This window comes from Streptomyces sp. N35 (assembly GCF_016464295.1).
Lineage (GTDB): Bacteria > Actinomycetota > Actinomycetes > Streptomycetales > Streptomycetaceae > Streptomyces.
Window position 1 is genome coordinate 1,977 of sequence record NZ_JAEIMH010000028.1, and the last position, 26,660, is coordinate 28,636.

Here is a 26,660-nt window from a genome sequence, read left to right on the forward strand (position 1 = left end):
GGGGGAGGGCGGGGGGGGCCCGGCAGGGGGGGGCCCGCGCCCGGGGCGGGGGGGGGGGGCGGGGGGCGTAGGCCGTACGGGCGGTCCGTGCCGTGGCGCCCGACCTGGAGTTCGTCAACGGCGGCGGCACCGGGAGCGTGCAGCACACCGCGGCCGAGGACGCGGTCACGGAGATCGCGGCCGGCTCAGGGCTCTATCTGCCGCGGCTCTTCGACAACTACACGTCGTTCAGCGGGCGTCCGGCCGCCCTGTTCGCCCAGCCGGTGGTGCGCAGGCCGGGCGTCGGGGTCGTCACGGTGCTCGGTGGCGGTTATCCGGCGTCGGGTGCGGCCGGCAAGGACCGCTCGCCGGTCCCGTATCTCCCGGAAGGCCTCTCCTACGACCCGCAGGAGGGCGCGGGCGAGGTGCAGACGCCGCTGCTCGGCTCGCCCGCGGACGATCTGCGGATCGGCGACAAGGTGTGGTTCCGGCACGCGAAGGCCGGTGAACTGTGCGAGCGTTTCGACACATTGCACCTGATCGAGGGCGACCGCGTGACGGCCACCGTGCCCACGTACCGCGGCGAGGGGCACACGTTCCTCTGAGGAGTCCGGCGCCCGGGCGGCCGCGCGCGATGCGCCCGGCGCCGCTCAGGAGGGCTCGATCGTCGAGCCCACTCCCCCGTTCGTACCGCCCGTGTCGCCGATCCGGCGGATGCCCTTGGTGATCTCGTCCATCAGCGAAAGGGGCGGGCCGTCCTCGGCGTCGAAGGCGAAGCGGACCACGATCAGGGCGTCGCTGCCGGGCTTCGGGAAGACCACGGACTGGACATAACCGCCTTCGCCGGCCTCGGTCTTGACCCGCCAGCGCATCAGATAGCCGGTGGAGCCGGCGACGACGACCGGCTCGGCCTTGAGCTCCTGGTGCGAGGTGATGCCGTTGTACGGGCGCCGGTCGATCACATCGCGGTCGTAGGCACGTTTGGCGGCCTCGGCGATATCGGTTTTGGCGGCCACCTCGGGGTCCTCGCCCGCGCCGTCGCGCACGGTCCGCGAGGTGACCCTGCCGTGGTGGCAGAAGCCCGCGTCACCGGGGCAGGAGTAGGTGCCCTCGGTGGTCATGGTGACGGCCTTCTCGACCGTGTTGTCGGGCTTCTCCCAGCCTTCGGGGATGGGCAGCGTGATGCCGTTGAGCTGATCCTCGAGCACCTTCGCGTCCGTCTCGGGAGGCCCCGAAGACTCGGTCTGCGTCGGCTCGGGCTTCTCGTCCGGTGAGGTGGCCTGCGCGGACGGGCTGGTGCGGGTCGAGGCCCCGGGGTCGGACTTGTCGTCCTTGCCCAGGACCACGACCCCGGTGACGATCGACGCGACGAGGACGACCCCGGCCGCGACCAGTGCCACGAGCTTGCCGCGGCCGCCGGAAGCGCCCGTCCCGCCGGTGAACGCCGGCGCGGGCGGGCCGAACTGCCCCGTGTGCTGCGCCGGGTCGGCCGGCGCCAGGCCATGGCCCACGGCCTGCGCCTGTGCGACGCGGGTGTGCGGGGTCCATGCGGTGCCGTCCCACCAGCGTTCATGGGACGGCGCCTCAGGGTCCTGGTACCAGCCGGGCGGCGTCGGGGGCATGCTCATCCGGCCACCCTAGGCGGTGCCGTCCGCGGTGGTACACCGGGTTCTGCGAGGACGGCGCAGCTCGCGTCGACCACCGGGACCACCTCACACAGGGGTCACATACGCACCGGAGATACCGCCGTCCACCAGGAAGTCCGTGGCGTTCACGAACGACGAGTCGTCGCTCGCGAGGAAGGCCACGGCGGCGGCGATCTCGTCCGCCTCCGCGAACCGGCCGACCGGGATGTGCACCAGACGGCGGGCGGCCCGCTCGGGGTCCTTGGCGAACAGCTCCTGAAGCAGCGGGGTGTTGACCGGCCCCGGGCACAGGGCGTTGACCCGGATGCCCTCGCGGGCGAACTGCACCCCGAGTTCACGGGACATCGCGAGCACGCCGCCCTTGGACGCGGTGTACGAGATCTGCGAGGTGGCGGCGCCCATCCGGGCCACGAAGGACGCGGTGTTGATGATCGAACCCCGGCCCTGGCGGCGCATATAGGGGATGGCGGCCTTGCAGCACAGATAGACCGAGGTCAGATTGACCTCCTGGACGCGCTTCCAGGCTTCGAGGCCGGTGTCCAGGATCGAGTCGTCGTCGGGCGGCGAGATACCGGCGTTGTTGAAGGCGATGTCGACCGAGCCGTACGTGTCGTACGCGGTCTTGAAGAGCGCCTCGACCTGTTCGGCATCGGTGACGTCGACCCGTACGAAGGTGCCGCCGACCTCGTCTGCCGCGGCCTTGCCCGCGGTCTCGTCGATGTCGCCGCACACCACGTGCGCGCCCTCGGAGGCGAGGCGGCGTGCCGTGGCGAGGCCGATGCCGCTGCCGGCTCCGGTGATGACGGCGGTGCGGCCGACGAGGCGGCGGCAGCTGGGCTGTTCCGTCACTGCGGGCTGTTCAGTCACTGTGCGGGACCTTCCGTGCTGATGAAGACGTTCTTGGTTTCGGTGAAGGCGGAGAGTGCGTCGGGGCCGAGCTCGCGGCCCAGACCCGACTGGCCGTAGCCCCCGAACGGGGTCCAATAGCGCACGCTGGAGTGCGAGTTGACGGACAGATTGCCCGCCTTGACCGCCCCGCAGACGCGCAGGGCGCGGCCCACGTCGCGGGTCCACAGGGAGCCGGAGAGCCCGTACTCGGTGGCGTTGGCCAGGCGTACGGCGTCCGCCTCGTCCTCGAAGGGCAGGACCACGGCGACCGGTCCGAAGACCTCCTCGACGCAGACCGGAGCCGAGGGGGCCAGGTCCGTGAGGACAGTGGGTGGAAACCAGAAGCCCGGCCCGTCCGGCGCCGTGCCGCGGATCGCCGCCCGCTCGGGCACGTACGCGCGTACCCGCTCCAGCTGGGACTTGGAGATCAGTGGCCCCATCTGCGTCTTCTCGTCCGCGGGGTCGCCGACGACCACGGATTCGACGGCGGGCGCGAGCAGTTCGAGGAAACGGTCGTACACAGAGCGCTGGACGAGGATGCGGGTGCGGGCGCAGCAGTCCTGGCCGGAGTTGTCCAGGAACGACATCGGGGCGGCCGCGGCGGCGGCTTCGACGTCCGCGTCGGCGAAGACGATGTTCGGGCTCTTGCCGCCGAGTTCGAGCGTGAGGCGCTTCACACGGCCGGCGCACTTGGCCATGATCTGCTTGCCGACCCGGGTGGATCCGGTGAACACGATCTTGGCGACGTCCGGGTGCTCCACCAGCGCGTTTCCGGTCACATCGCCCGCGCCGGGAAGCACCTGGAACAGGTGCTCGGGAAGGCCTGCCTCCAGGGCGAGTTCGGCCAGGCGCAGGGCCGTGAGCGGGGTGGTCTCGGCGGGCTTGAGCAGCACGGCGTTGCCGGCGGCGAGCGCCGGGGCGGTGCCCCAGGCGGCGATCGGCATCGGGAAGTTCCACGGTGCGATCACGCCGATGACGCCGAGCGGTTCCTGGAAGGTGACATTGATGCCACCCGCCACGGGGATCTGCCGGCCGGTCAGCCGCTCCACTCCCCCGGCCGCGTACGCGAAGAGGTCACGGGCGTTGCCGGCTTCCCAGCGGGCGTTGCCCACCGTGTGCCCGGCCTCGCGCACCTCCAACTGGGCCAGCTCTTCGATGTGTTCGTCGATGGCGTCGGCCACGCGCCGCAGGATGCGCGCCCGGTCTCCCGGGGCCAGCGCCGCCCAGGAGGCCTGGGCGCGGGCCGCGCGGGCCACGGCAGCGTCGACCTCGGCGGGTGGGGTGGCCGGGACGGTCGCGACCAGCTCTTCGGTCGCGGGGTTGAGTACGTGGTGCTCGTGGAGCAAGTCGGTCCTCACAGATGTACGTACGGACAGGAGGCGAGCGGGCCGGACGAGTCAGTGCCGCTCGAAGGAACGCCGCAGCTCCCAGTCGGTCACGGCCGCGTCGAAGGCGTTCAGCTCGACCCGCGCCATGTTGAGGTAGTGCGCCACGACCTCGTCGCCGAACGCGGCCTTGGCGATCGGGCTGTGCTCCCACAGGTCGGCCGCCTCGCGCAGCGTCGACGGGACGTGCGCGTACTCGGCGGTGTACGCGTTTCCGGCGCAGGCCTCGGGGAGTTCCAGCTTCTGCTCGATGCCGTACAGACCGGCCGCGACCAGACCGGCGACCGCGAGGTGCGGGTTCACATCGCCGCCGGGCAGCCGGTTCTCGAAACGGGTGGAGCGGCCGTGGCCGACCACCCGCAGCGAACAGGTGCGGTTGTCGTGGCCCCAGGCGACGGCCGTCGGCGCGAACGAGCCGGGCTGGAAGCGCTTGTACGAGTTGATGTTGGGCGCGTACAGCAGCGAGAAATCGCGCAGCGCGGCGAGCTGACCTGCCAGGAAGTACCGCATGACCTCGGACATGCCGTGGCCGTCGGGTCCCGCCATGACGTTGGCGCCGTCGGCGTCCGTGAGCGAGAGATGGATATGGCAGGAGTTTCCCTCGCGCTCGTTGTACTTGGCCATGAAGGTGAGCGCCATGCCCTCCTGGGAGGCGATCTCCTTGGCGCCCGTCTTGTAGATCGCGTGCTGGTCGCAGGTGACCAGGGCCTCGTCGTAGCGGAAGGCGATCTCGTGCTGGCCGGGGTTGCACTCGCCCTTCGCGGACTCGACGGTCAGGCCCGCGGCGCCCATCTCGTTGCGGATCCGGCGAAGGAGCGGCTCGATCCGGCCGGTGCCGAGCACCGAGTAGTCGATGTTGTACTGGTTGGCCGGGATCAGCTCGCGGTAGTCGCGGTCCCAGGCCTCCTCGTAACTGTCGCGGAAGACGATGAACTCCAGCTCGGTGCCGACCTGGGCGGTGTAGCCGAGCTCGGCGAGGCGCTCCAGCTGGCGGCGCAGAATCTGCCGGGGTGCGGCGACGACCGGGCCGCCGTCGTTCCAGGCGAGGTCGGCGATGAGCATCGCGGTGCCCTCGTTCCACGGCACGCGGCGCAGCGTCGTCAGGTCCGGGTGCATGGCGAAGTCGCCGTAACCGCGGTCCCAGCTCGACATCGCGTAGCCCTCGACCGTGTTCATCTCGGTGTCGACCGCGAGCAGATAGTTGCAGCCCTCGGTGCCGTGCTCGAGCACTTCGTCGAGGAAGAAGCCGGCGGCGAACCGCTTGCCCTGCAGGCGTCCTTGCATATCGGGAAAGGCCAGGACGACGGTGTCGATCTCACCGCTCGCGACGAGAGCACGCAGCTCCTCGACGCCGAGCGGGGCGGTGCGGTCTGCCACGGGGACTCCTCCTTGGGCGGTCCGGAGTGGCTTAAGGTATTACTTCAGACCATTCCTTGGGAAGGGGGAAACGGCCGATGACGACAGCCGAACGGATGGACCGGCTCGCTCGCGTCCTGCGTCCCGTGCGCGCCGGCAACGGCTTCGAGGAAGCCCTGGAGCAGGTCCTCCAGGTCATCCGCCTGGGACTGGTCGCGGCGGGTGAACGGCTGCCCGCCGAGCGGGAGCTGGCGGATGTGCTGGGCATCAGCCGGGTGACGCTGCGCGAGGTGCTCAGGGTGCTGCAGGACGAGGGCCTGGTGGAGAGCAGGCGCGGGCGGTACGGCGGCACCTTCGTCCTCGAGCGCCCGGATGCGACGGGCGAGGCCGAGCTGCGCCGGCGCCTGAAGGATGTCGACGTCGAGGACGTCCTGCGGTTCCGTGAAGTCCTGGAGGCCGGTGCGGCCGAGCTGTGCGCCGCCCGTCCGCTCACCAAGAAGCAGGCCGAGCAGCTGAGTTCGGCGCTCGCGGCCACCCACGACGCCCCCCTGGCCGACTACCGCCGGCGCGACACCCTGCTGCACCTCACCCTGGCCGAGCTGGCCGGCTCACCCTCCTTGACCGCGCACTATGCCGCCGTGCGAGCCCAGGTCAATGAACTGCTCGACTGCATCCCGCTCCTCGTACGGAATCTGGAGCATTCCCAGGCGCAGCACACGGAGCTGGTGCGGGCGGTGCTCGACGGGGATCCGGGGCGGGCGCGGGCCGCGATGCGTGAACACTGCGCGGGGACGGCGGCGTTGTTGCGGGGGTTCCTCGCGTGATGCGGCCTACGTCCGCGGGCTTGGACGCGGCAGTAACTGGAAAGTAACGCAAGGGACTTGCGCTGGGCGCGGACCCACCGCAATGGTATGCACTCGCTCCATTGAAGCCACCGGCCCTGAGCGGGAGCCCTGCGATGACCCAAGCACGTGAAGACAGCGGCACCACCCCACCCCCGAAGGACACCGACGACGACTACCTGAAGCGGCGGGCACTGCGGCGCGGCAGTGCCGGTTGGCTGCTGCTCACCGGACTCGGCGTGGCCTATGTCGTCTCCGGCGACTTCTCGGGCTGGAACTTCGGGCTCGCCGAAGGCGGCTTCGGCGGCCTCGCGATCGCCACGGTCCTGATGGGCCTGATGTACGTCTGCATGGTCTTCTCGCTCGCCGAACTCTCCGCCATCCTGCCCACCGCGGGCGGCGGTTACGGTTTCGCACGCCGTGCGCTCGGCCCCTGGGGCGGCTTCCTCACCGGAACGGCGATCCTCATCGAGTACGTCCTGGCGCCGGCCGCGATCTCCATCTTCATCGGCGACTACGTCGAGTCGCTCGGCCTGTTCGGCCTGGAGTCCGGCTGGCCCGTCTATCTCGCCTGCTTCGTGATCTTCATCGGCATCCATCTCTGGGGTGTCGGCGAGGCGCTGCGTTTCAGCTTCGTCGTCACCGGTATCGCGGTGGCCGCGCTGCTGATCTTCGCGGTGGGCGCGTTCATGGAGTTCGACGCGTCCGGGCTCAACGACATCAAGGTGGACGACAGCGCCTTCGGCTCCAACTCATGGCTGCCGTACGGACTGCTCGGCATCTGGGCGGCGTTCCCGTTCGGCATGTGGTTCTTCCTGGGCGTCGAGGGCGTGCCACTGGCCGCCGAGGAGACCCGCGACCCCGCGCGCACGCTGCCCAGGGCGATCCGCTGGTCGATGGCGATCCTCGTGGTCCTCGCCCTGCTCACCTTCTTCGCCTCGGCCGGCGCGCGCGGCTCGGCGGCGATCCAGGAGGCGGGCAACCCGCTGGTCGAGGCGCTGCAGCCGGACGGCAAGGCGACCGGCTTGAGCCGCGTCATCAACTACGCCGGTCTGGCCGGCCTCGTGGCCTCCTTCTTCTCTCTGATCTACGCGGGCTCCCGCCAGCTCTTCGCACTCTCCCGCGCGGGTTATCTGCCGCGCTTCCTCTCCCTGACCAGCAGGCGCAAGGCGCCCTACCTCGGCCTGCTCGTACCCGGCGCGATCGGCTTCGCGCTCGCCGCGGGCAGCGGGGACGGCGCACGGATGCTGAACATCGCGGTGTTCGGCGCGACCATCTCGTACGCCCTGATGTCGCTCTCGCACATCGTGCTCCGCCGCCGCGAACCGGGCCTGAACCGGCCGTACCGCACCCCTGGCGGCATCTGGACCTCGGGCATCGCACTGGTCCTCGCCCTCTCCGCGCTGGTGGCGACGTTCCTGGTCGATGTGACGGCGGCGGTGATCGCCCTCATCGTGTACGTGGTGGCCCTCGCCTACTTCGGGATCTACAGCCGCCACCATCTGGTGGCCAAGGCACCCGAGGAGGAGTTCGCGGCGCTGGCCGCCGCCGAGGCAGAGTTGGAACGTGACAGGTGATCTCCATGGAGGGTGTCGGGTGAGCATGAGGCCGCTGATCGGGGTCAGTACCTATCTGGAGCCCGGTGCCCGCTGGGGCGTGTGGGAGCTCGACGCGGCCCTGCTGCCCGTCGGCTACCCACGCCTCGTACAGGAGGCGGGCGGGCTCGCGGCCCTGCTGCCGCCGGACGATCCGGCGGCAGCCGGCGCCGTGGTCGCGCGTCTCGACGGTGTGGTGGTCATCGCCGGTGGTCCGGATGTCGAGCCCGTACGGTACGGAGCCGGCGTCGACCCGCGCACCGGGCCGCCGGCGCGGGAGCGGGACGCTTGGGAACTGGCCCTGATCGAGGCCGCGTTGGCGGCGGACAAGCCGCTGCTCGGCATCTGCCGGGGGATGCAGCTGCTCAATGTCGCGCTCGGCGGGACGCTGGTGCAGCATCTGGACGGGCACCGGGGTGAGATCGGCTCGTTCGGTTCGCACACCGTGCAGCCGGTGCCGGACACGCTGTTCGCCTCGCTCGTACCGGACAAGGACGCCGTGCCCACGTACCACCATCAGGCCGTCGACCGCCTCGGCCGGGATCTGGTCGCGTCCGCCCACGCGGAGGACGGCACGGTCGAGGCCGTCGAACTGCCGGGGCCCGGCTGGGTGTTGGGGGTGCAGTGGCATCCGGAGATGGGGACGGATCTGCGGGTGATGAGGGGGCTGGTGCAGGCCTCCAGCCCGGCCGGCAAATCCAGCCCGGCCGGCGTTTGAGGCCATCCGAACGAAGTTCGGATGCGGGGGTCTGGGGGCGAAGCCCTCAGCTTCGGGAAGGGGCGGGGAGGGGAAAACTCACCCCGCCCGCACCACAGTCCGCGTCAGCGACAGCAGATCCCGCGCGGGCCCGGCAGGCCGATGCCCGGTCCGCCACACCGCCCGCAACGCACGGTCAAGCCCCACCCCCTCCACAGGAATACGCACAAGCCGCCGCCCCGCCAACTCCTCCCCCACCGCCAGCTCACTGAGCACCGACGGCCCCGCCCCACTCACCGCGGAGGCCTTCACGGCAGTGGTGGAGGCCAGTTCGATCAAAGGCTCCGCAAGCCCGCCGAGCGCCGCTTCGAGCACCTGCCGCGTCCCCGACCCCTGCTCCCGCAGGATCAGCGGCGTCCGGGCCAGTTCCTCGGGAGCGAGCGGCTTACGGCGGCGGGCCCAGGGGTGCGTAGGCGCGGCCACCACCACCAGACGGTCCCGGGCGACCACGACTCCGCTGAGCCCGGACGGAATGGTCAGGCCCTCGACGAAGCCGAGATCGACCTCGTCGGCGAGCAGCCGCTCCACCACGAACTGCGAGTTCCCTGCGAGCAGTTGTACGGCCGTACCGGGGCGTTCATGGCGTAGCGCGATCAGCCAGCCGGGCAGCAGATACTCGGCGATCGTCATGCTCGCCGCCACCCGCAGGCGTTTGTCGCGCCCGTCCCGCAGCGCCTGCGCCCCGACGTCGAAGGCCTCCGCCGCCTCGACGATCCGCCGCGCCCAGTCCGTGACGAGCGCCCCGGCGTCGGTGAGCTTCGAGCCGCGCGGGGAACGGTCCACGAGCGCGACCCCCAGCTGCCGCTCCATCGCCCGCACCCGGCTGCTCGCCGCGGGCTGTGTGATGCCCAGCTCGCGGGCCGCGCGCCCAAGGCTGCCGAGTTTGGCGATGGCGATCAGGAGCTGCAGCGCGCCCAGGTCGGGGACGCGGTCCGTGAGCCGGGCGGCCGTGGGCGCGGGCGCGGCAAGGGCAGGGGTCGTACTCGGCGCGGCAGGGGACGAGGGCGTACTCATAACCCCAGGTTATGCCCTCATAGCGAAAGACTCCCTGGTGGGGACGGTCCCGGCACCGCACGCTGGTGTCATGGCCACCTACTCCCAGCCCCTCGCCCCCGCGGCCGCCCGGACCCGCTTCGCGCCCTCGGTACGCCACCTCGGACCCAACTGGTACGCCGCGGTGATGGGCACCTCGATCGTCGCCACCGCCGGCGCCACCCTGCCCCATCCGGTGGCCCGCCCGGTGACGGTCGCCGTCTGGGCGGTGGCCGCCCTGGCCCTCGCGGTCCTGGTGACCGCACGCGCCCTGCACTGGGTGCACCACCGCGACCAGGCACGGGCGCATCTGCTCGACCCGAATGTCGCCCCCTTCTACGGCTGCCTCTCCATGGCCCTGCTCGCGGTGGGCGGCGCGACCCTGGTCGTCGGCAAGGACGTGATCGGCGAGCAGGCGGCGATAGCCGTGGATGCGGTGCTGTTCACGCTCGGCACCCTGATCGGGCTCGCGGCCGCCGCGGCCATCCCGTATCTCATGGTGGCCCGGCACAAGATCTCCCTCGACATGGCGACTCCCGTATGGCTGCTGCCCGTTGTCGCCCCTATGGTGTCCGCCGCGCAGGGCCCGCTGCTGCTGCCCCATCTGCCCCTCGGGCAGGCGCAGGAGGCCATGCTGCTCGGCAGCTACGCGATGTTCGGGCTCAGCCTGCTGGGGGCCTTCCTGATGCTGCCGCTGATCTTCGGCCGTCTGGTGTTCCACGGTCCGCTGCCGCTGGTCCTGACCCCCACCCTGTTCCTGGTGCTCGGCCCCCTGGGCCAGTCGACCACCGCCGTGAACGCCCTGGCCGATGTCGCCCCGGAGGCGATCGGCACCCGGTACGCGGGCGCCTTCGCGTCCTTCGCCGTGGTCTACGGCGTCCCGGTGATGGGCTTCGCCCTGCTGTGGCTGGCTCTGGCGCTGGCCCTGGTCGTACGGGCCCGGCGGGCAGGCATGAAGTTCGCGATGACCTGGTGGGGGTTCACCTTCCCCGTCGGCACCTGTGTCACCGGCGCGGCCGGCCTTGCCAAGCACACCGGCCTGGACGCGTACACCTGGCTGGCCACCGCCCTGTACGTCTTCCTCGTGGCCGCCGTACTCGTCGCGGCCCTGAACACCCTGCGCGGGCTGTTCAACGGAAAGCTGCTCGCAGCTCCGCGCTGAGCCGGGCCGGGGCGTCCGCCAGGGACGGTCCGTACCAGGTGAGCATCCGGCCGTCGACGAGCGCGGCGGGCGTTCCAGGGAAGGCTTCCGGACCGTCGTCGGCGGTGAAGCGGTAGGGCTCATCGGGCAGAACGACCAGGTCCGCGTCCCGCCGCTCGTCCAGGGCGATCCGCGGATAGGGCTCGTCGGCGTCGGCGTACACGTTCCGTACGCCGAGCCGCGCGAGCAGATCACCGGCGAAGGTCTCCCGGCCGAGCACCATCCAGGGCCGGCGCCAGATCGGCACGATCGCCCGGCAGGGTGCGAGCGCCGGCGGCTCGGCCCAGGCGCGGGCGGCCTCGTCGAGCCAGTGCGGGCGGGGCAGTCCGCAGGCCTCCACCAGGACGCGCTCCAGTTCGGTGAGCGCCTGTGGCAGCGTACGGATGTGCGTGACGAGGACGTTCAGGCCGGCCGCGCGCAGCTCGTCGAGATCGGCGGGGCGGTTCTCCTCCTCGTTGGCGAGCACCAGGTCGGGGCCGAGCGCGAGGATGCGTGGCACGTCCGGGTTCTTGGTGCCCTTCACCCGGACCACGTCCAGATCCGCGGGATGGGTGCACCAGTCGGTGGCTCCGACGAGCAGCCCGGGAGCGCTCGCCGCCACGGCCTCCGTGAGAGAGGGGACCAGCGAGACGATCCGGGGGCTCACTCGTGCTCGGCCTTGATGTGCTCCGCGACGGCGATCACCAGGACACGGGTTTCGGGCACCGCCGCACGCCAGCGGTGCGGCACGCCACCGGACAGGAACATCGTGTCGCCCCGCGCCAGCCGGTAGGCACGGCCGTCGGCCTCGACCTCGACGGCGCCCTCGGCCACGTACATCAACTCGTCGTTGCGGTGGCGGAATTCGCGCCCCGAGTCATGATCGCCGACGAATTCGAGAGCGTGCAGCTGATGCTTGCCGTGCACCAGCGCGCGGACCGCGGCCGACTCCTCGGCGGGCGCGGAGCGCACCACCTCGACGATGCGTTCCGCGTCGGCGGCCGAGAGGAGCTCCACGGCCGTGGTGCCGAGCGCGTCGGCGACGCGTTCGAGGGAGGTGCTGCTGGGGCGGGCCCGTTCGTTCTCGATCTGACTGAGGAACGGCACCGAGAGACCGCTGCGCCCCGAGACCGCGGCAAGGGTGAGGCCGAGCGCCCTGCGCCGTCGCCGGATGGCCGAACCGACCCGTCCGGAGAACTTGTCGTCCATGCCGGCCCCCCTCGCTTCGCTGCGGTCAGATCGCTGTTCCCAGCACCCTACGCAAGGGCAGCGATCCATGCCCTGTCAACTGGTCTGCTTGTACTTCGCTCGTACAAGGCCGGTCGGATTGCTCTGTCAGCCTTTCATCGAGCGTCAGCCTTTCGGCTAGCGTCCATCAGCCTTCCAGCGAGCGTCCATCAGCCCTTCAGCGAGCGCCAGAACAGCATCTGCCCCGCCTCGCCGTCCGCCGCGCCCTCCTGCGGGATGAACGCGCTGATCAGCAGGGCCGGCCGGCCCGACGGTGAAGTGAGCAGGGAGACCGAGGGGTTGGCGAAGGCCGTGCTGGCGCCGTGGGTGCGCAGGGTCAGCAGATCGGCGCGGCCGCGCCGGGGATCGTAGATGTACGTGCGCCAGCTGGCGAAGTCGTCGCGGAGCCGCTGCCCTTCGATGACGACGAGGTCGCGGCCGTCGAGCGTCACGGGCGAGCGGTCGCCGATGTTGCCACCGCTCCCCCACGAGCGCAGCGCTGTGTCAAGCGCGGGGTCCGGTTCGGCGTGCCAGGTGGTGAAGTCCGTGAGGGTGGCGCGCAGTTGGCGGTCGATATCGCAGCCGGACCGGTAGTGCCCGGTCAGTTCGACGGTGTCGCCGCGGATCGCGGTGATGGCGGGGGTGCCCTCGGCGCAGCGCGAGAGCGTGAGCGGGGCGTCGAAGGAGCGGCGAGCGTCGCCGGCCAGCAGGGCGTCGAGGCCGGCGTACCCCCGTATCGCTATGTGATTGCGCGGATCCCGCTCGAAGGCGAGGATCCAGCCGCCGGCCGGGTCCTTGGCCAGCGTGGCCTGGTGCGTGCCGGGCCCGAAGTCGTGGCGGCGGGTCCAGTGCACCAGGTCGGTGGAGGTGGGGAAGGGGGCGGGGGGGGGGGGGGGGCCGCGGCGCCGGGGGTGGGGGGGGGCGGAGGCGGCCGGGGGGAGGGGCCCTTCGTCGAGGACCGTGTGATAGACGGCGAGATAGGTGCCGTCCTCGGCCTGGCGTATTTCGGCGGCGTCCATGGTGCGGCCGGTGTCGTCGGTCAGGCCGTAGACATACCCGTCGGCCTCACGTGCGTCGCTCGCGAGATCCGCGAGGCGGCCGGCGGCGGCCGAGACGGGAGCGGCGTCGGCGCGACCCACCTGCAGCAGGGCCACGATCAAGGCGAGGGCCAGGACGGCGGCGGCGCTCAGGGGCACGGCTCGGCGGGACGGGGACACGGTGTTCGAGGGTAAGGAATCGGTGAAGCCGGGCGGAATGCCGCGAGGGGTGGGATGCACCACAGCACGTGGTGCATCCCACCCCTCAGGCTCAGCTCGGCTGAGTTCAGCTCGGCTGAGTTCAGCTCAGCGAGGCAAGGCGAGGCGATCCGGATCGGATCAGCTCACGGGTGCCAGCTTGTCGAGCATCTCGGGATGCGCGTCGAGCCAGCGGCGGGCGGACTCCTTCTGGTTCTTGGGGTCGCCCTTTTGGATCTCGACCTCGAGGGAGGCGAGCTCCTTCTCCGTCATCTTGAAGTTCTTCAGCCACCCGTTGAGCTCCGGGAAGTCCTTGGCGAAGTCCTTCTTGCCCATGACGTGGATCTGCTCGCCCTCGCCCCAGGCCTTCTTCGGGTCCTTGAGCTTCTTCAGGTCGTTCTTGCCGTACGCCCAGTGCGGCGACCACAGGGTCACCACGACCGGCTCCTTCTTCTGAATGGAGCGGTTCAGCTCGGCCAGCATCGACGAGGTGGACGACGAGACAACCTCGTACTCGCCCTCCAGGCCGTACTCCTTCAGCACCTTCTCGTTCAAGGTCTTCATCATCCCGGCACTGGCCTCAATACCGATGATCTTGCCCTTGAACTTCTTCCCCTGACCCTTCAGGTCCGCCAGCGAATCAATGCCCTTCACATACGAAGGCACCGTCAGCTCAAGAGACGTCGGACCGTACCAGGACCCGAGGTCGGTGAGCTTGTCCTTGTAGCGGTCGACGTAGTCCTTGTGCGTCGTCGGCAGCCACGCGTCGAACTGGACGTCCATCTGCCCCTGCGCGAGCGAGGTGTACAGCGGGCCCGGGTCGAGCTGCTTGTTCGTGGTCTTGTAGCCGCGGTCCTCCAGGATGTTCTCCCAGAGGTACGTGGACGCGATGGCCTCGTCCCACGGGAAGTAGCCCATGTTGACCGTCTTGCCGGCGTCCCTGCCCTGCTGCTTGGCACCGCCGCCCGGCACGGGGGCGAGCTTGTCGGCCAGGCCCGGGTTCTTCTTGAGCCAGGTCTTCACGGCCTGCTGCTCGTTGTTCTCGCCGGCGTCCTTGATCTCGTTCTCCAGGCTGGTGAGCTGCCCCTCGTCCAACTTGAAGTCCTTCAGCCACTTGGCGACCGTCGGGTCCTTCTTCGAGAAGCCCTTGTGCGCGACGGTGTGGATCTGCTCGCCCTCGCCCCACGCCTTCTTCGGGTCCTTGAGCTTCTTCAGGTCGTTCTTGCCGTACGCCCAGTGCGGCGACCACAGGGTCACCACGACCGGCTCCTTCTTCTGAATGGAGCGGTTCAGCTCGGCCAGCATCGACGAGGTGGACGACGAGACAACCTCGTACTCGCCCTCCAGGCCGTACTCCTTCAGCACCTTCTCGTTCAAGGTCTTCATCATCCCGGCACTGGCCTCAATACCGATGATCTTGCCCTTGAACTTCTTGCCCTGACCCTTCAGGTCCGCCAGCGAATCGATGCCCTTCACATACGAAGGCACCGTCAGCTCAAGAGATGTCGGACCGTACCAGGACCCGAGGTCCTCGAGGTTCTCGGCGTTCTTGTCCCAGTAGTCCTTGTGCGTGGTGGGGAGCCACGCGTCGGTCTGGAAGTCGATGTCGCCGCGGGCGACACCGGAGTAGAGCGGGCCCGGGTCGAGCTGCTTGATGTCCGTCTCGTAACCGCGCTGCTCCAGGAGCTCCTTCCACAGGTACGTGGAGGCGATGCCCTCGTCCCAGGGGATGTAGCCCAGGTTGATCTTCTTGCCCTTGCCGACATCGGCGGCGGCGGTCTGCGCACCGGAGTCGTCCTTGGAACCGGCGAGGTTCATGCCACCGGCGACAAGGGCGAGCACGACCACGCCGACCGTGGCGATGGCGGTGCCCGGCTTGTAGTGCACGAACTTCAGGCGGCCCGCGGCGGCCGCGGCCTTGGCGGCGGCGCGGCGGCCGAGCGGCGAGACGCGCTGGTTGAGCGCGCCGGTCATGCGGTCCAGGTACATGGCCAGGATGACCACGGCGACGCCCGACTCGGCGGCAAGGCCGACCTGAAGCTGGGTGATCGCGGCGTACACCTTCTCGCCGAGACCGCCCGCGCCCGCCATACCGCCGATGACGACCATCGACAGAGCGAGCATGATGACCTGGTTGATACCGGCCATGATCGTCGGGAGAGCGAGCGGCAGCTGTACCCGGGTGAGGGTGTGCTTGGGGCTGGTGCCGAAGGCCTCGGCGGCCTCGACCAGTTCGCCGTCGACCTGGCGGATGCCGAGCTCGGTCATCCGGACGCCGGGCGGCATCGCGAACACGATGGTGGCGATGACGCCGGGGGTGACACCGACGCCGAAGAACATCACGCCGGGGATCAGGTACACGAACGCCGGCATGGTCTGCATGACGTCGAGCACCGGGCGTATCGCACCGCTGACGCGCTTGCTCTTCGCGGCCCAGACACCGAGCGGCACGGCGAGCACCACGGTGATCACCGCGGCGACGATCACCAGGGACAGCGTTGCCATGGCGTCGTCCCACAGACCGAGCGAATCGATCAGGGCGAAGCCCACGAACGCCAGGACACCGGGGAGCAGGCCGCGCAGCCAGCAGGCGATCACGGCGAAGATGCCGGCGATCAGCAGCGGTTCGCCGCCGCCGAGCACCGAGTTGACGCCTTCGTACATGCCCTCGAGCACGCTGTTGACGAAGTCGAAGAGCCAGCCGAGGTGGGTCTGCAGCCAGGCGACCGCGTCCTCGACCCAGGAGCCGAATTCGAACCTAGGCATCGGACTTCACCGCCTTCACGGTCTCGCGCGGGGCAGGCACGGTGTCCTGCACCTCCCCGACCAGGGCGACGGGCTCGATCTGCGCCTCGTCCGCGAGCGCGGAGAGCACCTTCTCGCGCGCCACGACACCCACGAGGTCGCCCTCGTCATCGGTGACCGGAATCTCGGTGGTGCCTTCGGCGAGCGTCGCGAAGAGCTCGGCGACCGGGGTCTCGACGCTGCAGGAGCTCTCGTCGTCGCCGAACTCGGCGCCTGCGGCGACCTTTTCCATGATGGAACCCGCGGTGAGCACCCGGCTGCGGTCGACGTCCTCGACGAACCGGCGCACATAGTCGTTGGCCGGACGGACCAGGATGTCCTCGCCCGTGCCGGTCTGGACGATGCTGCCGTCGCGCATGACCGCGATCTGGTCACCCAGGCGCATGGCCTCGTTGAGGTCGTGGGTGATGAAGACGATGGTCTTCTTCAGGGTCTTCTGCAGTTCGAGCAGCTGGTCCTGCATATCGCGGCGGATCAGCGGGTCGAGGGCGCTGAACGACTCGTCCATGAGCAGCAGGTCCGCATTGGTCGCGAGCGCGCGGGCCAGGCCCACACGCTGCTGCATACCGCCGGAGAGCTCGTCCGGCCAGGACTTCTCCCAGCCCTTGAGGCCGCACAGTTCCAGCGCCTCGGTGGCGCGCTTGAGGCGCTCCTCCTTGGCGACACCCTGCACTTCGAGCCCGTACGCGGCGTTCTCGAGGACGCTGCGGTGGGGGAAGAGCGCGAAGTGCTGGAAGACCATGCTGATCTTCTTCGAGCGGACCTCGCGCAGCTTCTTCGGGTTCAGGTGGGTGATGTCGTCACCGTCGAACAGCACACGTCCGGCCGTGGGCTCCAGCAACCCGTTGAGCATGCGAAGGAGCGTGGACTTTCCGGAGCCGGACAGCCCCATCACGACGAAGATCTGCCCCGGCTCCACGGTGAACGAGGCGTCGATCACCGCTGCCGTGGTGCCTTCGGCACGCAGTTCGTCGCGGTCCGCGCCTGCTTCGAGCCGGCGCACCGCATCATCGGGCCTTCTGCCGAACACCTTGTACAGGTGCTCAGCCTGGAGCCTGGACATAAAACCTCTCGGGTCGTACGTGACTACGGCCCGCCTCCCCCGCCGGCGGGCCGTGGAGCTGCGCGGGGTCTGCCCGCTGCCCGGCCCGGAAATGGTTGCATCCGGCACGGGTCCGCTCCGGGTGCGCGCCTGCCCGGGCTTTTCTCAGGGCAAACGGAAAGTGATCCGGTTCACAATTTCTTTAGGTCGAGGGTTTTAGGCCGAGAGTCTTCCGTGCGTCCCCCGGGGCGCACCTCCGGACCCGGCCGTCCGCAAGGCCCGCTGTCGGTGGGGTGCGGCATGATGCGAGGTGTGACGCAAACCCGACGGCTCATGCTCCTCGACACCGCCTCTCTCTACTTCCGCGCCTACTTCGGCGTCCCGGAGTCGATGAAGGCCCCCGACGGCACACCGGTCAATGCGGTGCGCGGGCTGATCGACTTCATCGACCGCCTGGTCAAGGACCACCGGCCCGACGAACTGGTCGCCTGCTGGGACGACGACTGGCGCCCGCAGTGGCGGGTCGATCTGATCCCCTCGTACAAGGCGCATCGCGTCGCACAGGAGACGGAGACCGGCCCCGACGCGGAGGAGATCCCCGACACGCTCTCACCGCAGGTCCCGGTGATCGTCGATGTCCTGGAGGCGCTGGGCATCGCCCGGATCGGCGCGCCCGGATATGAGGCGGACGACGTCATCGGCACGCTCACCGCCCGCGCCACGGGACCGGTCGACATCGTCACGGGCGACCGCGACCTCTACCAGCTGGTCGACGACAAGCGCGGCATCCGCGTCCTGTATCCGATCAAGGGCGTCGGCAATCTGCAGCTCACCGACGAGGCCTGGCTGCGCGAGAAGTACGCCCTCGACGGCGGCGGGCCCGGCTATGTCGATTTCGCGGTGCTGCGCGGCGACCCGAGCGACGGCCTGCCGGGCGTACCCGGCGTCGGCGAGAAGACCGCGGCCAAACTGCTTGCGGAGTACGGCGATCTGGCGGGCATCATGGCCGCGATCGACGACCCGAAGTCCAAGCTCACCCCGTCGCAGCGCAAGAAGCTCGACGCGTCGCGGCCATACGTGAAGGTCGCGCCCAAGGTCGTACGGGTGGCCACGGACGTGCCGGTCCCGGACATCGATCTGGCCCTGCCGAGCGAGCCGCGCGACCCGGCGTCGCTGGACGATCTCGCCGAGCGCTGGGGCATCGGCACTCCGCTCAAGCGCCTGGTCACGACACTGGCAGGCTGAGGGACGGTCGATGGAGGGGGTCTCGCACCATGTGACACCCCCTCCACTCCTTTCCTGGCGGGTGCTAACTTAGGCTGACCTAAGTTTGCCGATCAGGGGAGGCTGTCGTGGCGGAACGCCCGGCGCGCAAGGCACCGCAGACCCATCTCGCGGAAGTGGTCCGCAGCGAGCAGCTCACCCCGCATATGCAGCGCGTGGTGCTGGGCGGCGAAGGGCTCGCCCGTTTCGCGACCGACGAGTACACCGACCACTACATCAAGCTCCTGTTCACGCCCGACGGCGTGGACTACCCCGAACCCTTCGACATCCAGGCGATCCGCGCCGAGCTGCCGCGCGAGCAGTGGCCGGTGACGCGGACATACACGGTGCGCGCCTGGGATCCCGAACTGCGCGAACTCACCGTCGACTTCGTGATCCACGGCGACGAGGGCCTGGCCGGACCGTGGGCCCGGGACGCCCGCCCCGGTGACACGATCCGCTTCCTGGGCCCGGGCGGCGCCTACGCGCCGTCGCCGACCGCCGACTGGCACCTGCTCGCGGGCGACGAGAGCGCCCTGCCGGCGATCGCCGCATCGCTCGAGCAACTCCCCGAGGGTGCCCGCGTGTTCGCGTACGTCGAGGTCGAGGACGCCTCGGAGGAGCAGAAGGTCTCGTCTCCCGACGGCACCCACATCACCTATCTCCACCGCGAGGGCCGCCGGGTCGGCGAGGCACTCGTCGAGGCCGTACGCGCCCTGGACTTCCCCGAAGGCGAACTCCACGCGTTCGTCCACGGCGAGGCCGGCTTCGTCAAGGAACTCCGGCGCCATCTGCGCATCGACCGAGGAGTGGAGCGCGAGCAGCTGTCGATCTCCGGCTACTGGCGCCTCGGCCACACGGAGGACGGCTGGCAGGCGTCCAAGCGAGAGTGGAACGCCCAGGTGGAAGCGGAACAGGAGACAGCCGCACCGGCTTCCTGAGCACCCCCCGCACGGCCTCCGCACCCCATCGGCACACGCCGGTGGGGTGCTTTCGTGTGCGCTGCACGCGACGCCTGTTTGGAATACCAAAAGTCGGCAAGACCTCTTGACCAGCACGCCTACGCGCCCGTAGCGTCCCGGTCACCCCTCCTTGGAAAACAGATTTCGTATACCGGAATCAAGAAAGGTGCCGGTGTGACCACAGCGCAGACCTCGGTGCGTACGGACGAGGCGCCGCTCGCCGGCGCGGGTTCCGCGCCGGCGGGCCCCAGCCCCCGGCTCTACAGTCCCGACCTCGCCCCGACGCGGAAGGCGGGCCGGGGCTGGGGCGGCTACAACGTGTTCACCCTGTGGGGCAACGACGTGCACAGCCTGGGCAACTACGCTTTCGCGATCGGCCTGTTCGCCCTCGGCATGGGTGTGTGGGACATCCTCGGCGCCTTCGTCCTGGCCTCCGTCTTCCTCTTCGTCCTGCTGAGCCTGTCCGGCTACATGGGCGCGAAGACGGGCGTTCCGTTCCCGGTGATGAGCCGTATCGCCTTCGGTGTACGGGGTGCCCAGGTCCCCGCCGTGATCCGCGGCGGCGTCGCGATCGCCTGGTTCGGCATCCAGACCTATCTCGCCTCCGCGGTGCTCTCGGCCCTCGCCGTCGCCGTCGCCCCGGGCCTCGCGTCCTGGCAGGACACGTCCCTGCTCGGGCTCGACCTGCTCGGCTGGGCCTCGTTCCTGGTGCTCTGGCTCATCCAGGTGCTGATCGTCAGCTACGGCATGGACGTGATCCGCAAGTACGTCGCGGTGGCGGCCCCCGCCGTCCTGATCACCTTCGTGGCCCTGGCCGTGTGGATGCTCACGCGGGTCGACTGGTCGATCGCGATGGACGCGGGCAGCCCCTTCACCGGCGTCGACCGCTGGCTGCACATCCTCGAGGCGGCGGCGCTGTGGGTGGTCATCTACGGCACGTTCGTCCTGAACTTCTGCGACTTCACCCGGTCCGCGAAGAGCAACCGCTCCATCCTGCTCGGCAATCTGGTCGGCATCCCGCTGAACATGCTGTTCTTCGCCGGCATCGTGGTCGTCCTCAGCGGCGCGCAGTTCAAGCTCGACGGCAAGGTGGTCACCAACCCCGCCGACATCGTGCAGCAGATCCCCTCCACGTGGCTGCTCGCCCTCGCCTCGCTCTCACTGATCGTGCTGACGGTGGCGGTGAACCTGATGGCCAACTTCGTGGCGCCCGTCTACACGTTGGTCAACCTGTTCCCGCGCAAGCTGGACTTCCGTAAGGCCGCGATCGTCAGCGCCGTCCTCGGGCTCGTCATCCTGCCGTGGAACCTCTACAACAGCCCGGTCGTCGTCGACTACTTCCTCGGCGGCCTCGGCGCCCTGCTCGGGCCGGCCTTCGGCATCGTGATGGCCGACTACTGGGTGCTGCGCAGGACGCGCGTCCATGTTCCGCACCTGTACAGCGAGGACCCGGCTGCCACGTACGCCTACCGCCGTGGCGTGAACCCCCGGGCCCTGGCCGCGCTGGTGCCTTCCGCGGCGGTCGCCGTCGTCATCGCGCTGGTCCCGTACTTCTCGGGCGTCGCCGGCTTCTCCTGGTTCATCGGCGCCCTCCTCGCCGGGCTGCTCTACCTCGCCCTTCCGGGGCGTGGCGCAAGGCCGGTCGAGGACGTCGACGGCGAGGCGATCGCCGTACCGAGCGCGTAGCCGACCGAGCGCGTAGCCGACCGACCACGCCCGCCGAATCGCCGCCTCACGTCCCCACCGAACGAAACAGGAACACCCCCTATGCGCATCCTCGTCGTCAACGTCAACACCACCGATTCGATGACGAAGACCATCGGTGAACAGGCGCGGGCCGCCGCCTCCCCCGGAACCGAAATCGTGCCGCTCACCCCGGCGTTCGGCGCCGAATCGGTCGAGGGCAACTACGAGAGCCATCTCGCGGCGATCGCCGTGATGGAAACCGTACGGTCCTACCCCGACCCCTTCGACGCGGTGATCCAGGCCGGCTACGGCGAACACGGCCGCGAAGGTCTGCAGGAGCTGCTCGCCGTACCGGTCGTCGACATCACCGAAGCGGCCGCCGCCACCGCGCAGTTCCTCGGCCGCAGCTACTCGGTGATCACCACCCTCGACCGTGCCGTCCCGCTCATCGAGGACCGCCTGCTCCTGGCCGGACTCTCGTCCCGCTGCGCCTCGGTGCGGGCCAGCGGACTGCCCGTACTCGAGCTGGAGCGTGACCCCGCGGCCGCGGTCGAGGCGATCGCGCAGGAGGCGGTCCGCGCGGTCGAGCAGGACCGGGCGGAGGTCATCTGCCTGGGCTGCGGCGGGATGTCGGGCCTGAGCGAGCGCGTCGTGGAGCGCACCGGAGTTCCTGTGGTGGACGGGGTGGCCGCCGCGGTGACGATCGCGGAATCGCTGGTCCGCCTCGGCCTGACCACGTCGAAGGTCCGCACGTACGCGCCGCCGCGGCCCAAGCAGTTCCGCGCGTGGCCGATACCCGTCTGATCGCTGCCGAGCATCACCAAGCCGCGGAGGCGCCCGACGAGTTCGAACCCCGTCGGGCGCCTTCGCCTGTCCGTGCCCGCCTCGCGTCGGACCGGCTTGTGAGCAGACCGATTCTGAGCAGACCGATTCTGAGCAGAATCGGTCTGCTCAGACCGACTTCTGATACGAGCGGAAGGTCCGCGTCGACAGCCACACCGCCACGACCGTCAGCACGAGCAGCCCGCCGCCGCGGCTGAGCACAAGGCCCCAGTCAGGGCTGTCCGCCATGGCCGAACGGCCCGCGACCATCGCCCAGTTGACCGGGTTCCAGTCGGCGATGGCCTGCATCCAGCCGGGCATCTGGGCGGGGGCCATGAACGCGGTGGACAGGAAGGTCAGCGGCAGCATCAGGAAGGTGTTGACGCCGATGATCGACTCACGCTGGCGGACCAGCATGCCCATGGCATTGGACAGGGCGCCGAATATCGCGCCGAGCAGGACGGACGCGAGGATCAGGACCAGAAGTCCGGTGATGCCGCCGGGGTAGTCCGCGCCGCCCAGCTTCCCGAACAGCACGATGATCACGGACTGCAGTGCGGTACTGACACCGTTCTGCACAACGTTGGCGTTCATCAGCGCGCCACGGCTGACGGGTGTGGTGAGGAAGCGGTTGAGCGTGCCGCGCTCGATCTCCTCGAGCGTGCCCATGCCCGCCCACATCGAGGAGCTGAGCGCACTCATCACGACTATGCCGGGCACCAGGTAGTCGAGATAGGTCGTGGTGCCGAAGCCGCCGAGTTCGACGACCTTCTTGAACAGGTTGCCGAACAGGAAGAGCCAGATCGCGGGCTGCACCAGCATCATCACGAGGTACGCGGGCTGGCGGACGATCGCCTTCAACTGGCGCTGGGTCATGAACCAGTTCTGCGCCAGTGTCTCGGTCATGGTGTTCATCGGGCACCTCCGGCGGTGGCGAGCTCGGCGTGCGGTGCGTCGTGGGCGGCCTCGGCCTCCGAGAAGCGGCGGCCTGCGTAGCGGAGATAGACGTCGTCGAGCGAGGGCCGGGCGACGGTGGCGGCGGCGACCGCGGCTCCGGCCCGCTCCAGCGTGGCGAGCAACGCCGGCACGGCGGACGCGCCGTCCTCGGCCCGGACGCTGATACGGCGCCCGTCGATCAGGACCTCGTACACGCCGGCCAGCCCGGCGAGCGCGGCCTCGAGCGCCCCGGTGTCCTGCGCGTGGGAGCGCAGCTCCAAGTGCACGGCATCACCGCGCAGTTCGCCCTTCAGTGCATCGGGTGTGCCCTCGACCACGACCCTGCCGCGGTCGACGATCGCTATGCGCTCGGCGAGACGGTCGGCCTCTTCGAGGTAGTGCGTGGTGAGCAGGATCGTGAGGCCCTCGTCGCCCGCGAGCCGGGCGATCTCGTCCCACATCGCGGTACGGGCCTCGGGGTCGAGGCCGGTGGTGGGCTCGTCGAGGAAGAGCACCTCGGGTCGGTGCACCAGGCCGAGCGCCACATCGAGCCGGCGCTGCATGCCGCCGGAGTAGCCCTTGACCTGCCGCTTGCCGGCCTCGGCCAGATCGAAGCGCTCAAGGAGCTCGTCCACGCGCCGGTTGAGCTCCGCGCCGCGCAACCCGTAGAGGCGTCCCTGCAGTTGCAGGTTCTCGCGGCCGGTCGCCATCGGATCGGCGCCCGACTTCTGGGACACGACGCCGATGGCGCGGCGCACCCGGTCGGGATGGCGCAGCGCGTCATGCCCGGCGACGATGGCCGTGCCGCTGTCGGGGCGGGCCAGAGTGGTGAGGATCTTCACCGTGGTGGACTTGCCGGCGCCGTTCGGGCCGAGCAGCCCGAACACGGTGCCCGCCTCGACGGTCAGGGACATCCCGCTCAGCGCGGTCACATCCCCCGGATAGGTCTTGGTCAGCTCGTGTGCCTGCACCGCCGGCGCTGTGGGCCGCGCGGGCAGGGCGGAGCCCTGTGATGACTGCATGACGGGATCTCTCCATGTCAGGGAGCCGATCCACGACAAGAACGCCGGGCTATCCTGGGTGTGCCGCACCTCGATCGCCTGGCCGCCTCACCGCGGTCGGTCCGGGGTTCGCGACCCTGGCGGAAGCTGCTGCAACAGCACCGCCGGGGTCTTTCTTTTCTCTCTTCGGTACGTATTCGGTACGCATCCGGAACGCGTATCGAAGTCAGGCAGCCGAGTCGTCCCCGGCCACGCCCTCCTCCAAGTCGAGGAACTCCTCGGGGATTTCCCCGGTCTCGTGCCAGGAACGCCAGCCGGCCACCCCTTCGAGCGAGCCGCCCTCGACCTCGGCCACAAAGCCGCGCAGCCACGCGATCTGGGCCTCGATCAGATGCAACTGGTACTCGACCTCGACCAGGAAGACGCGCGGCAGCGACTCATAGAGCTTTCGCAGGGCTCCTCGGCCCTGCGCCGCCTTGACGTCCAAGGTCGCGATCCGGTCCTTGAGCAGCCGGACGACCTCGTCGGGATGAATGACTCCCATATTGGCCAGGGCGGTCTCGAAGATCGGATACTCATCGGCCGGTACGGCGAGCAGATCCGACAGCCACTCGACCATCTCGATCCGCCCGGCGTCGGTGATGCCGTACAGGGTGCGCTCGGGCCGGTTCCCCTCCCGCTGCACCCCGGCGACCTCCACGAAGCCGTGCTTCTCCAGGTTCTGCACCACGGTGTAGAGCGAGCCGTAATTGATCTTCGTGCTCGCGTCCTTGCCGCGCCGCCGCAGGGTCTGTGCGATCTCGTACGGATGCATCGGCCGCTCGACGAGCTGCACCAGCACCGTGAGAGCCAGCGGATTGCTCAGCTTCCGCCGCTTGCCCGCCATCACCTCACCTGCCTTCCCGGTCTCCGACTCTTGCTCGTACTCGAATATCCGTAGCCGAATATATCGCCACTATCGCGATCCGGCAAGACGCGACCTATCGCGTATCCCGAAGCTCGCGACAGACCCCTACGCTTGCGGCCATGCAGCGCACAGAACGCGAGGTGGGAGCCGTGGTCGGCGCCGCCGTGGGCGACGCCCTGGGGGCACCGTTCGAGTTCGGCTCCCCCGGCGACTTCAGCCGGCGGTTCCCGGACGAGGTGGGCGAGATGTGCGGAGGCGGCGGCTGGGACCCCGGCGAGGCCACGGACGATACGCAGATGGCCGTGCTCGTGGGCGAGTCACTCCTCGACTGCGGCGGGCTCCAACTCCCCGATGTCTTCGCCCGGTTCCAGCGCTGGGCCGCGGGCGAGCCCAAGGACATCGGTCGCCAGACGGAGGATGTGCTCACCAGCGGAGAGCCCTGGGACTCGGCAGCGGCCCTGCACTTCCAGATCAACCTCCGCGCCGCGGGCAACGGTTCGCTGATGCGGGCCAGCACCTCCGCCGTCCACTTCGCTCCGTCCGGACGCGCCGCCACGATGGACGCCGCACGCCGGATCGCCGCACTCACCCATGGCGACCGCGCCGCCTGGGAGGGCACAGCCGTCCTGCACGAGTTGGTGCGGGTAGCGCTCGACGGCGACGACCCGCTCGGCACGGCCCCGACGACCCTGGCCGAGGTGCACCCGGACCACCGCGCACGCTGGGCCGTCGTCCTCTCCGACGGCTGGCACCCCGACGACGCCACCGAGTTCAACGGCGCGGTCTGGCCGTGCCTCGGCTCGGCGCTCTGGGCGCTGCGCACCACCTCCACGTTCGACCGGGCGCTGGCCGCCGCCGTCGACCTCGGCGGCGACACGGACACGGTGGCAGCGGTCACCGGCATGCTCGCGGGCGCGGTGTACGGAGCGTCCGCGATCCCCGGACATTGGACCGGTCCCCTGCACGTCCCGCTGCCGGGATACGGCGAGAGGATGCTGCGCACCGCGGACCTCGCCGCACTCGCCCGCCGCCTGGGAGCGGGCACCTCACCGCCTCGTACGCTGGACACACCATGACCCGTAAGTCGCGCCCCCTGCGCTCCCCCCTCCCCCAGCGCGATGGCGTGGACGCCGTACGCCTGAAGCTGCCGGCGGACGGGGCCTGGGCCACCGTGCGTGATCACCTCGTCGAACGGCTCGCCCCGGGGGCCGAGATCATCGACGGGATGCTCGCCGCCGGCGAGTTCGTCACCGCCGAAGGACCGATCGGACCCGACACCCCCTATGCGGGCGGGCAGTTGATCTGGTTCCACCGCGAGCTGGCTCCCGAGCATCCGGTCCCCTTTCCGATCGATGTCCTGTACCAGGACGAGCATCTGGTCGTCGCCGACAAACCCCACTTCCTCGCCACCACCCCCCGCGGCTCCCACATCACCCAGACCGCGCTCGCCCGGCTCCGCACGGAGCTGGGGCTGCCCGAACTCAGCGCCGCCCACCGCCTCGACCGGCTCACCGCCGGGGTCGTGATGTTCATCGTGCGTCCCGACGACCGTGGCAGGTATCAGACCCTGTTCAGCGACAGGGCGGTCCGCAAGGAGTACGAGGCGGTGGCCCCGTACCGCCCGGATCTGGCTCTGCCCCGCACGGTGACCAGCCGGATCGAGAAGGTGCGAGGTGTGATCGCCGCGAGCGAGGTGCCGGGCGAGCCCAACGCGGAGAGCCGCATCGAACTGCTCGGCCACCGCACCGTCGAGGGGCACCGCCCCACCCGCCTCGGCCGCTACCGGCTGCGGCCCCGCACCGGCCGCACCCACCAGCTACGCGTCCATATGAACTCGCTCGGGCTGCCTCTGCTCGGCGACCCCGTCTATCCCGACGTGCTCGACCAGCCCGCACCCGATGACTTCTCCCGCCCGCTCCAACTGCTCGCCACCTCATTGGAGTTCACCGACCCGGTGACCGGCCGCAGTCACCACTTCGCCACCCGCCGCACCCTGCGGGCCTGGGATGCGTACGAGGCGTGGCTCGGCAACCCCGGTACCACCGGCTGACGCCCACCACCCCGGAGCGAGGCCGCCCCTCCCTCCTCCGGCACCCGGAAAATCGGTGGAACAT

The 26,660-nt window shown here is 69.9% G+C and carries 23 protein-coding genes and 1 pseudogene; 11 read left to right on the forward strand and 13 right to left on the reverse strand.

What is annotated here, in order from left to right; genetic code table 11:
- Positions 1-584: pseudogene (locus tag JAO81_RS42535) on the forward strand (amino acid deaminase/aldolase); the annotation flags it as partial.
- Positions 585-629: 45 nt separating this feature from the next.
- Here JAO81_RS42535 and JAO81_RS17305 read toward each other — a convergent pair.
- The 4 genes from JAO81_RS17305 to JAO81_RS17320 all read right to left on the reverse strand — a co-directional run bounded on the left by JAO81_RS17305 (position 630) and on the right by JAO81_RS17320 (position 5,275).
- Positions 630-1,607 (reverse strand): DUF2510 domain-containing protein, encoded by a 978-nt coding sequence (locus tag JAO81_RS17305; RefSeq protein WP_199548762.1) that lies wholly within the window; start codon positions 1,605-1,607, stop codon positions 630-632.
- A gap of 84 nt (positions 1,608-1,691) precedes the next feature.
- Positions 1,692-2,474 carry a 3-oxoacyl-ACP reductase gene (locus JAO81_RS17310; protein ID WP_199548828.1) on the reverse strand — a complete coding sequence of 261 codons (783 nt, stop codon included), beginning with the start codon at positions 2,472-2,474 and terminating at the stop codon, positions 1,692-1,694.
- Positions 2,475-2,488: 14 nt separating this feature from the next.
- A complete protein-coding gene (locus JAO81_RS17315) occupies positions 2,489-3,859 on the reverse strand; it encodes an aldehyde dehydrogenase (protein ID WP_199548829.1) in 1,371 nt (456 codons plus the stop codon).
- 51 nt (positions 3,860-3,910) lie between these two features.
- Positions 3,911-5,275 (reverse strand): glutamine synthetase family protein, encoded by a 1,365-nt coding sequence (locus JAO81_RS17320; protein ID WP_199548763.1) that lies wholly within the window; start codon positions 5,273-5,275, stop codon positions 3,911-3,913.
- A gap of 77 nt (positions 5,276-5,352) precedes the next feature.
- On the opposite strand from JAO81_RS17320, the gene JAO81_RS17325 reads away from it, so the two are divergent.
- The 3 genes from JAO81_RS17325 to JAO81_RS17335 all read left to right on the forward strand — a co-directional run bounded on the left by JAO81_RS17325 (position 5,353) and on the right by JAO81_RS17335 (position 8,409).
- A complete protein-coding gene (locus JAO81_RS17325) occupies positions 5,353-6,078 on the forward strand; it encodes a FadR/GntR family transcriptional regulator (RefSeq protein WP_199548764.1) in 726 nt (241 codons plus the stop codon).
- A 134-nt stretch (positions 6,079-6,212) separates the two neighbouring features.
- Positions 6,213-7,673 carry an ethanolamine permease gene (gene eat / locus JAO81_RS17330; protein ID WP_199548765.1) on the forward strand — a complete coding sequence of 487 codons (1,461 nt, stop codon included), beginning with the start codon at positions 6,213-6,215 and terminating at the stop codon, positions 7,671-7,673.
- Between the two features lie 25 nt (positions 7,674-7,698).
- Positions 7,699-8,409 carry a gamma-glutamyl-gamma-aminobutyrate hydrolase family protein gene (locus tag JAO81_RS17335; RefSeq protein ID WP_199548830.1) on the forward strand — a complete coding sequence of 237 codons (711 nt, stop codon included), beginning with the start codon at positions 7,699-7,701 and terminating at the stop codon, positions 8,407-8,409.
- Between the two features lie 78 nt (positions 8,410-8,487).
- Here JAO81_RS17335 and JAO81_RS17340 read toward each other — a convergent pair whose 3' ends face one another.
- Entirely contained in the window at positions 8,488-9,462 is a 975-nt protein-coding gene (locus JAO81_RS17340) for a LysR family transcriptional regulator (RefSeq protein ID WP_199548766.1), read from the reverse strand.
- Positions 9,463-9,532: 70 nt separating this feature from the next.
- Here JAO81_RS17340 and JAO81_RS17345 point away from each other — a divergent pair, with 70 nt between their 5' ends.
- On the forward strand, positions 9,533-10,642 hold the full coding sequence (locus JAO81_RS17345; protein ID WP_199548767.1) for a TDT family transporter: 1,110 nt from the start codon (positions 9,533-9,535) through the stop codon (positions 10,640-10,642).
- On the opposite strand, the gene JAO81_RS17350 is transcribed toward JAO81_RS17345, so the two are convergent.
- The 5 genes from JAO81_RS17350 to JAO81_RS17370 form a co-directional block, all read right to left on the reverse strand.
- The gene (locus JAO81_RS17350; RefSeq protein WP_199548768.1) at positions 10,611-11,327 is read right to left on the reverse strand and encodes a helical backbone metal receptor; all 717 of its coding nucleotides are present in this window, start codon (positions 11,325-11,327) and stop codon (positions 10,611-10,613) included. The two genes, JAO81_RS17345 and JAO81_RS17350, sit on opposite strands and share 32 nt — an antisense overlap.
- Positions 11,324-11,869 carry a helix-turn-helix domain-containing protein gene (locus JAO81_RS17355; RefSeq protein ID WP_199548769.1) on the reverse strand — a complete coding sequence of 182 codons (546 nt, stop codon included), beginning with the start codon at positions 11,867-11,869 and terminating at the stop codon, positions 11,324-11,326. Before JAO81_RS17355 ends, JAO81_RS17350 begins: the two co-directional genes overlap by 4 nt.
- A 188-nt stretch (positions 11,870-12,057) precedes the next feature.
- Complete coding sequence (locus JAO81_RS17360) at positions 12,058-13,104, reverse strand: hypothetical protein (protein WP_199548770.1); 1,047 nt, start codon at positions 13,102-13,104, stop codon at positions 12,058-12,060.
- A 159-nt stretch (positions 13,105-13,263) separates the two neighbouring features.
- Complete coding sequence (locus JAO81_RS17365; protein ID WP_199548771.1) at positions 13,264-15,888, reverse strand: ABC transporter permease/substrate binding protein; 2,625 nt, start codon at positions 15,886-15,888, stop codon at positions 13,264-13,266.
- The gene (locus JAO81_RS17370) at positions 15,881-16,990 is read right to left on the reverse strand and encodes a glycine betaine/L-proline ABC transporter ATP-binding protein (protein WP_199548772.1); all 1,110 of its coding nucleotides are present in this window, start codon (positions 16,988-16,990) and stop codon (positions 15,881-15,883) included. Before JAO81_RS17370 ends, JAO81_RS17365 begins: the two co-directional genes overlap by 8 nt.
- 282 nt (positions 16,991-17,272) lie before the next feature.
- Between JAO81_RS17370 and JAO81_RS17375 the strand changes: the two genes are divergently transcribed.
- From JAO81_RS17375 to JAO81_RS17390, 4 genes are all read left to right on the forward strand, one after another.
- On the forward strand, positions 17,273-18,214 hold the full coding sequence (locus JAO81_RS17375; protein ID WP_233415520.1) for a 5'-3' exonuclease: 942 nt from the start codon (positions 17,273-17,275) through the stop codon (positions 18,212-18,214).
- Positions 18,215-18,321: 107 nt separating this feature from the next.
- The gene (locus JAO81_RS17380; RefSeq protein WP_199548774.1) at positions 18,322-19,173 is read left to right on the forward strand and encodes a siderophore-interacting protein; all 852 of its coding nucleotides are present in this window, start codon (positions 18,322-18,324) and stop codon (positions 19,171-19,173) included.
- Between the two features lie 216 nt (positions 19,174-19,389).
- A complete protein-coding gene (locus tag JAO81_RS17385; RefSeq protein WP_199548831.1) occupies positions 19,390-20,880 on the forward strand; it encodes an NCS1 family nucleobase:cation symporter-1 in 1,491 nt (496 codons plus the stop codon).
- 81 nt (positions 20,881-20,961) lie between these two features.
- Positions 20,962-21,684, forward strand: a complete 723-nt coding sequence (locus tag JAO81_RS17390) for an aspartate/glutamate racemase family protein (RefSeq protein ID WP_199548775.1) — start codon at positions 20,962-20,964, stop codon at positions 21,682-21,684.
- Between the two features lie 147 nt (positions 21,685-21,831).
- Here the strand turns inward: JAO81_RS17390 and JAO81_RS17395 are convergent, their stop codons facing one another.
- The 3 genes from JAO81_RS17395 to JAO81_RS17405 form a co-directional block, all read right to left on the reverse strand.
- Positions 21,832-22,608 (reverse strand): ABC transporter permease, encoded by a 777-nt coding sequence (locus JAO81_RS17395; RefSeq protein ID WP_199548776.1) that lies wholly within the window; start codon positions 22,606-22,608, stop codon positions 21,832-21,834.
- 5 nt (positions 22,609-22,613) lie between these two features.
- Positions 22,614-23,660 (reverse strand): ATP-binding cassette domain-containing protein, encoded by a 1,047-nt coding sequence (locus tag JAO81_RS17400; protein ID WP_199548777.1) that lies wholly within the window; start codon positions 23,658-23,660, stop codon positions 22,614-22,616.
- Between the two features lie 205 nt (positions 23,661-23,865).
- Positions 23,866-24,525, reverse strand: a complete 660-nt coding sequence (locus JAO81_RS17405) for a PadR family transcriptional regulator (RefSeq protein ID WP_199548778.1) — start codon at positions 24,523-24,525, stop codon at positions 23,866-23,868.
- Positions 24,526-24,665: 140 nt separating this feature from the next.
- Here JAO81_RS17405 and JAO81_RS17410 point away from each other — a divergent pair, with 140 nt between their 5' ends.
- Together JAO81_RS17410 and JAO81_RS17415 are read left to right on the forward strand one after the other, a co-directional pair.
- Positions 24,666-25,622: an ADP-ribosylglycohydrolase family protein gene (locus JAO81_RS17410; protein WP_199548779.1), complete on the forward strand. Its 957-nt coding sequence runs from the start codon at positions 24,666-24,668 to the stop codon at positions 25,620-25,622.
- Positions 25,619-26,596: a pseudouridine synthase gene (locus tag JAO81_RS17415; RefSeq protein WP_199548780.1), complete on the forward strand. Its 978-nt coding sequence runs from the start codon at positions 25,619-25,621 to the stop codon at positions 26,594-26,596. Before JAO81_RS17410 ends, JAO81_RS17415 begins: the two co-directional genes overlap by 4 nt.
- Positions 26,597-26,660 lie beyond the last annotated feature (64 nt).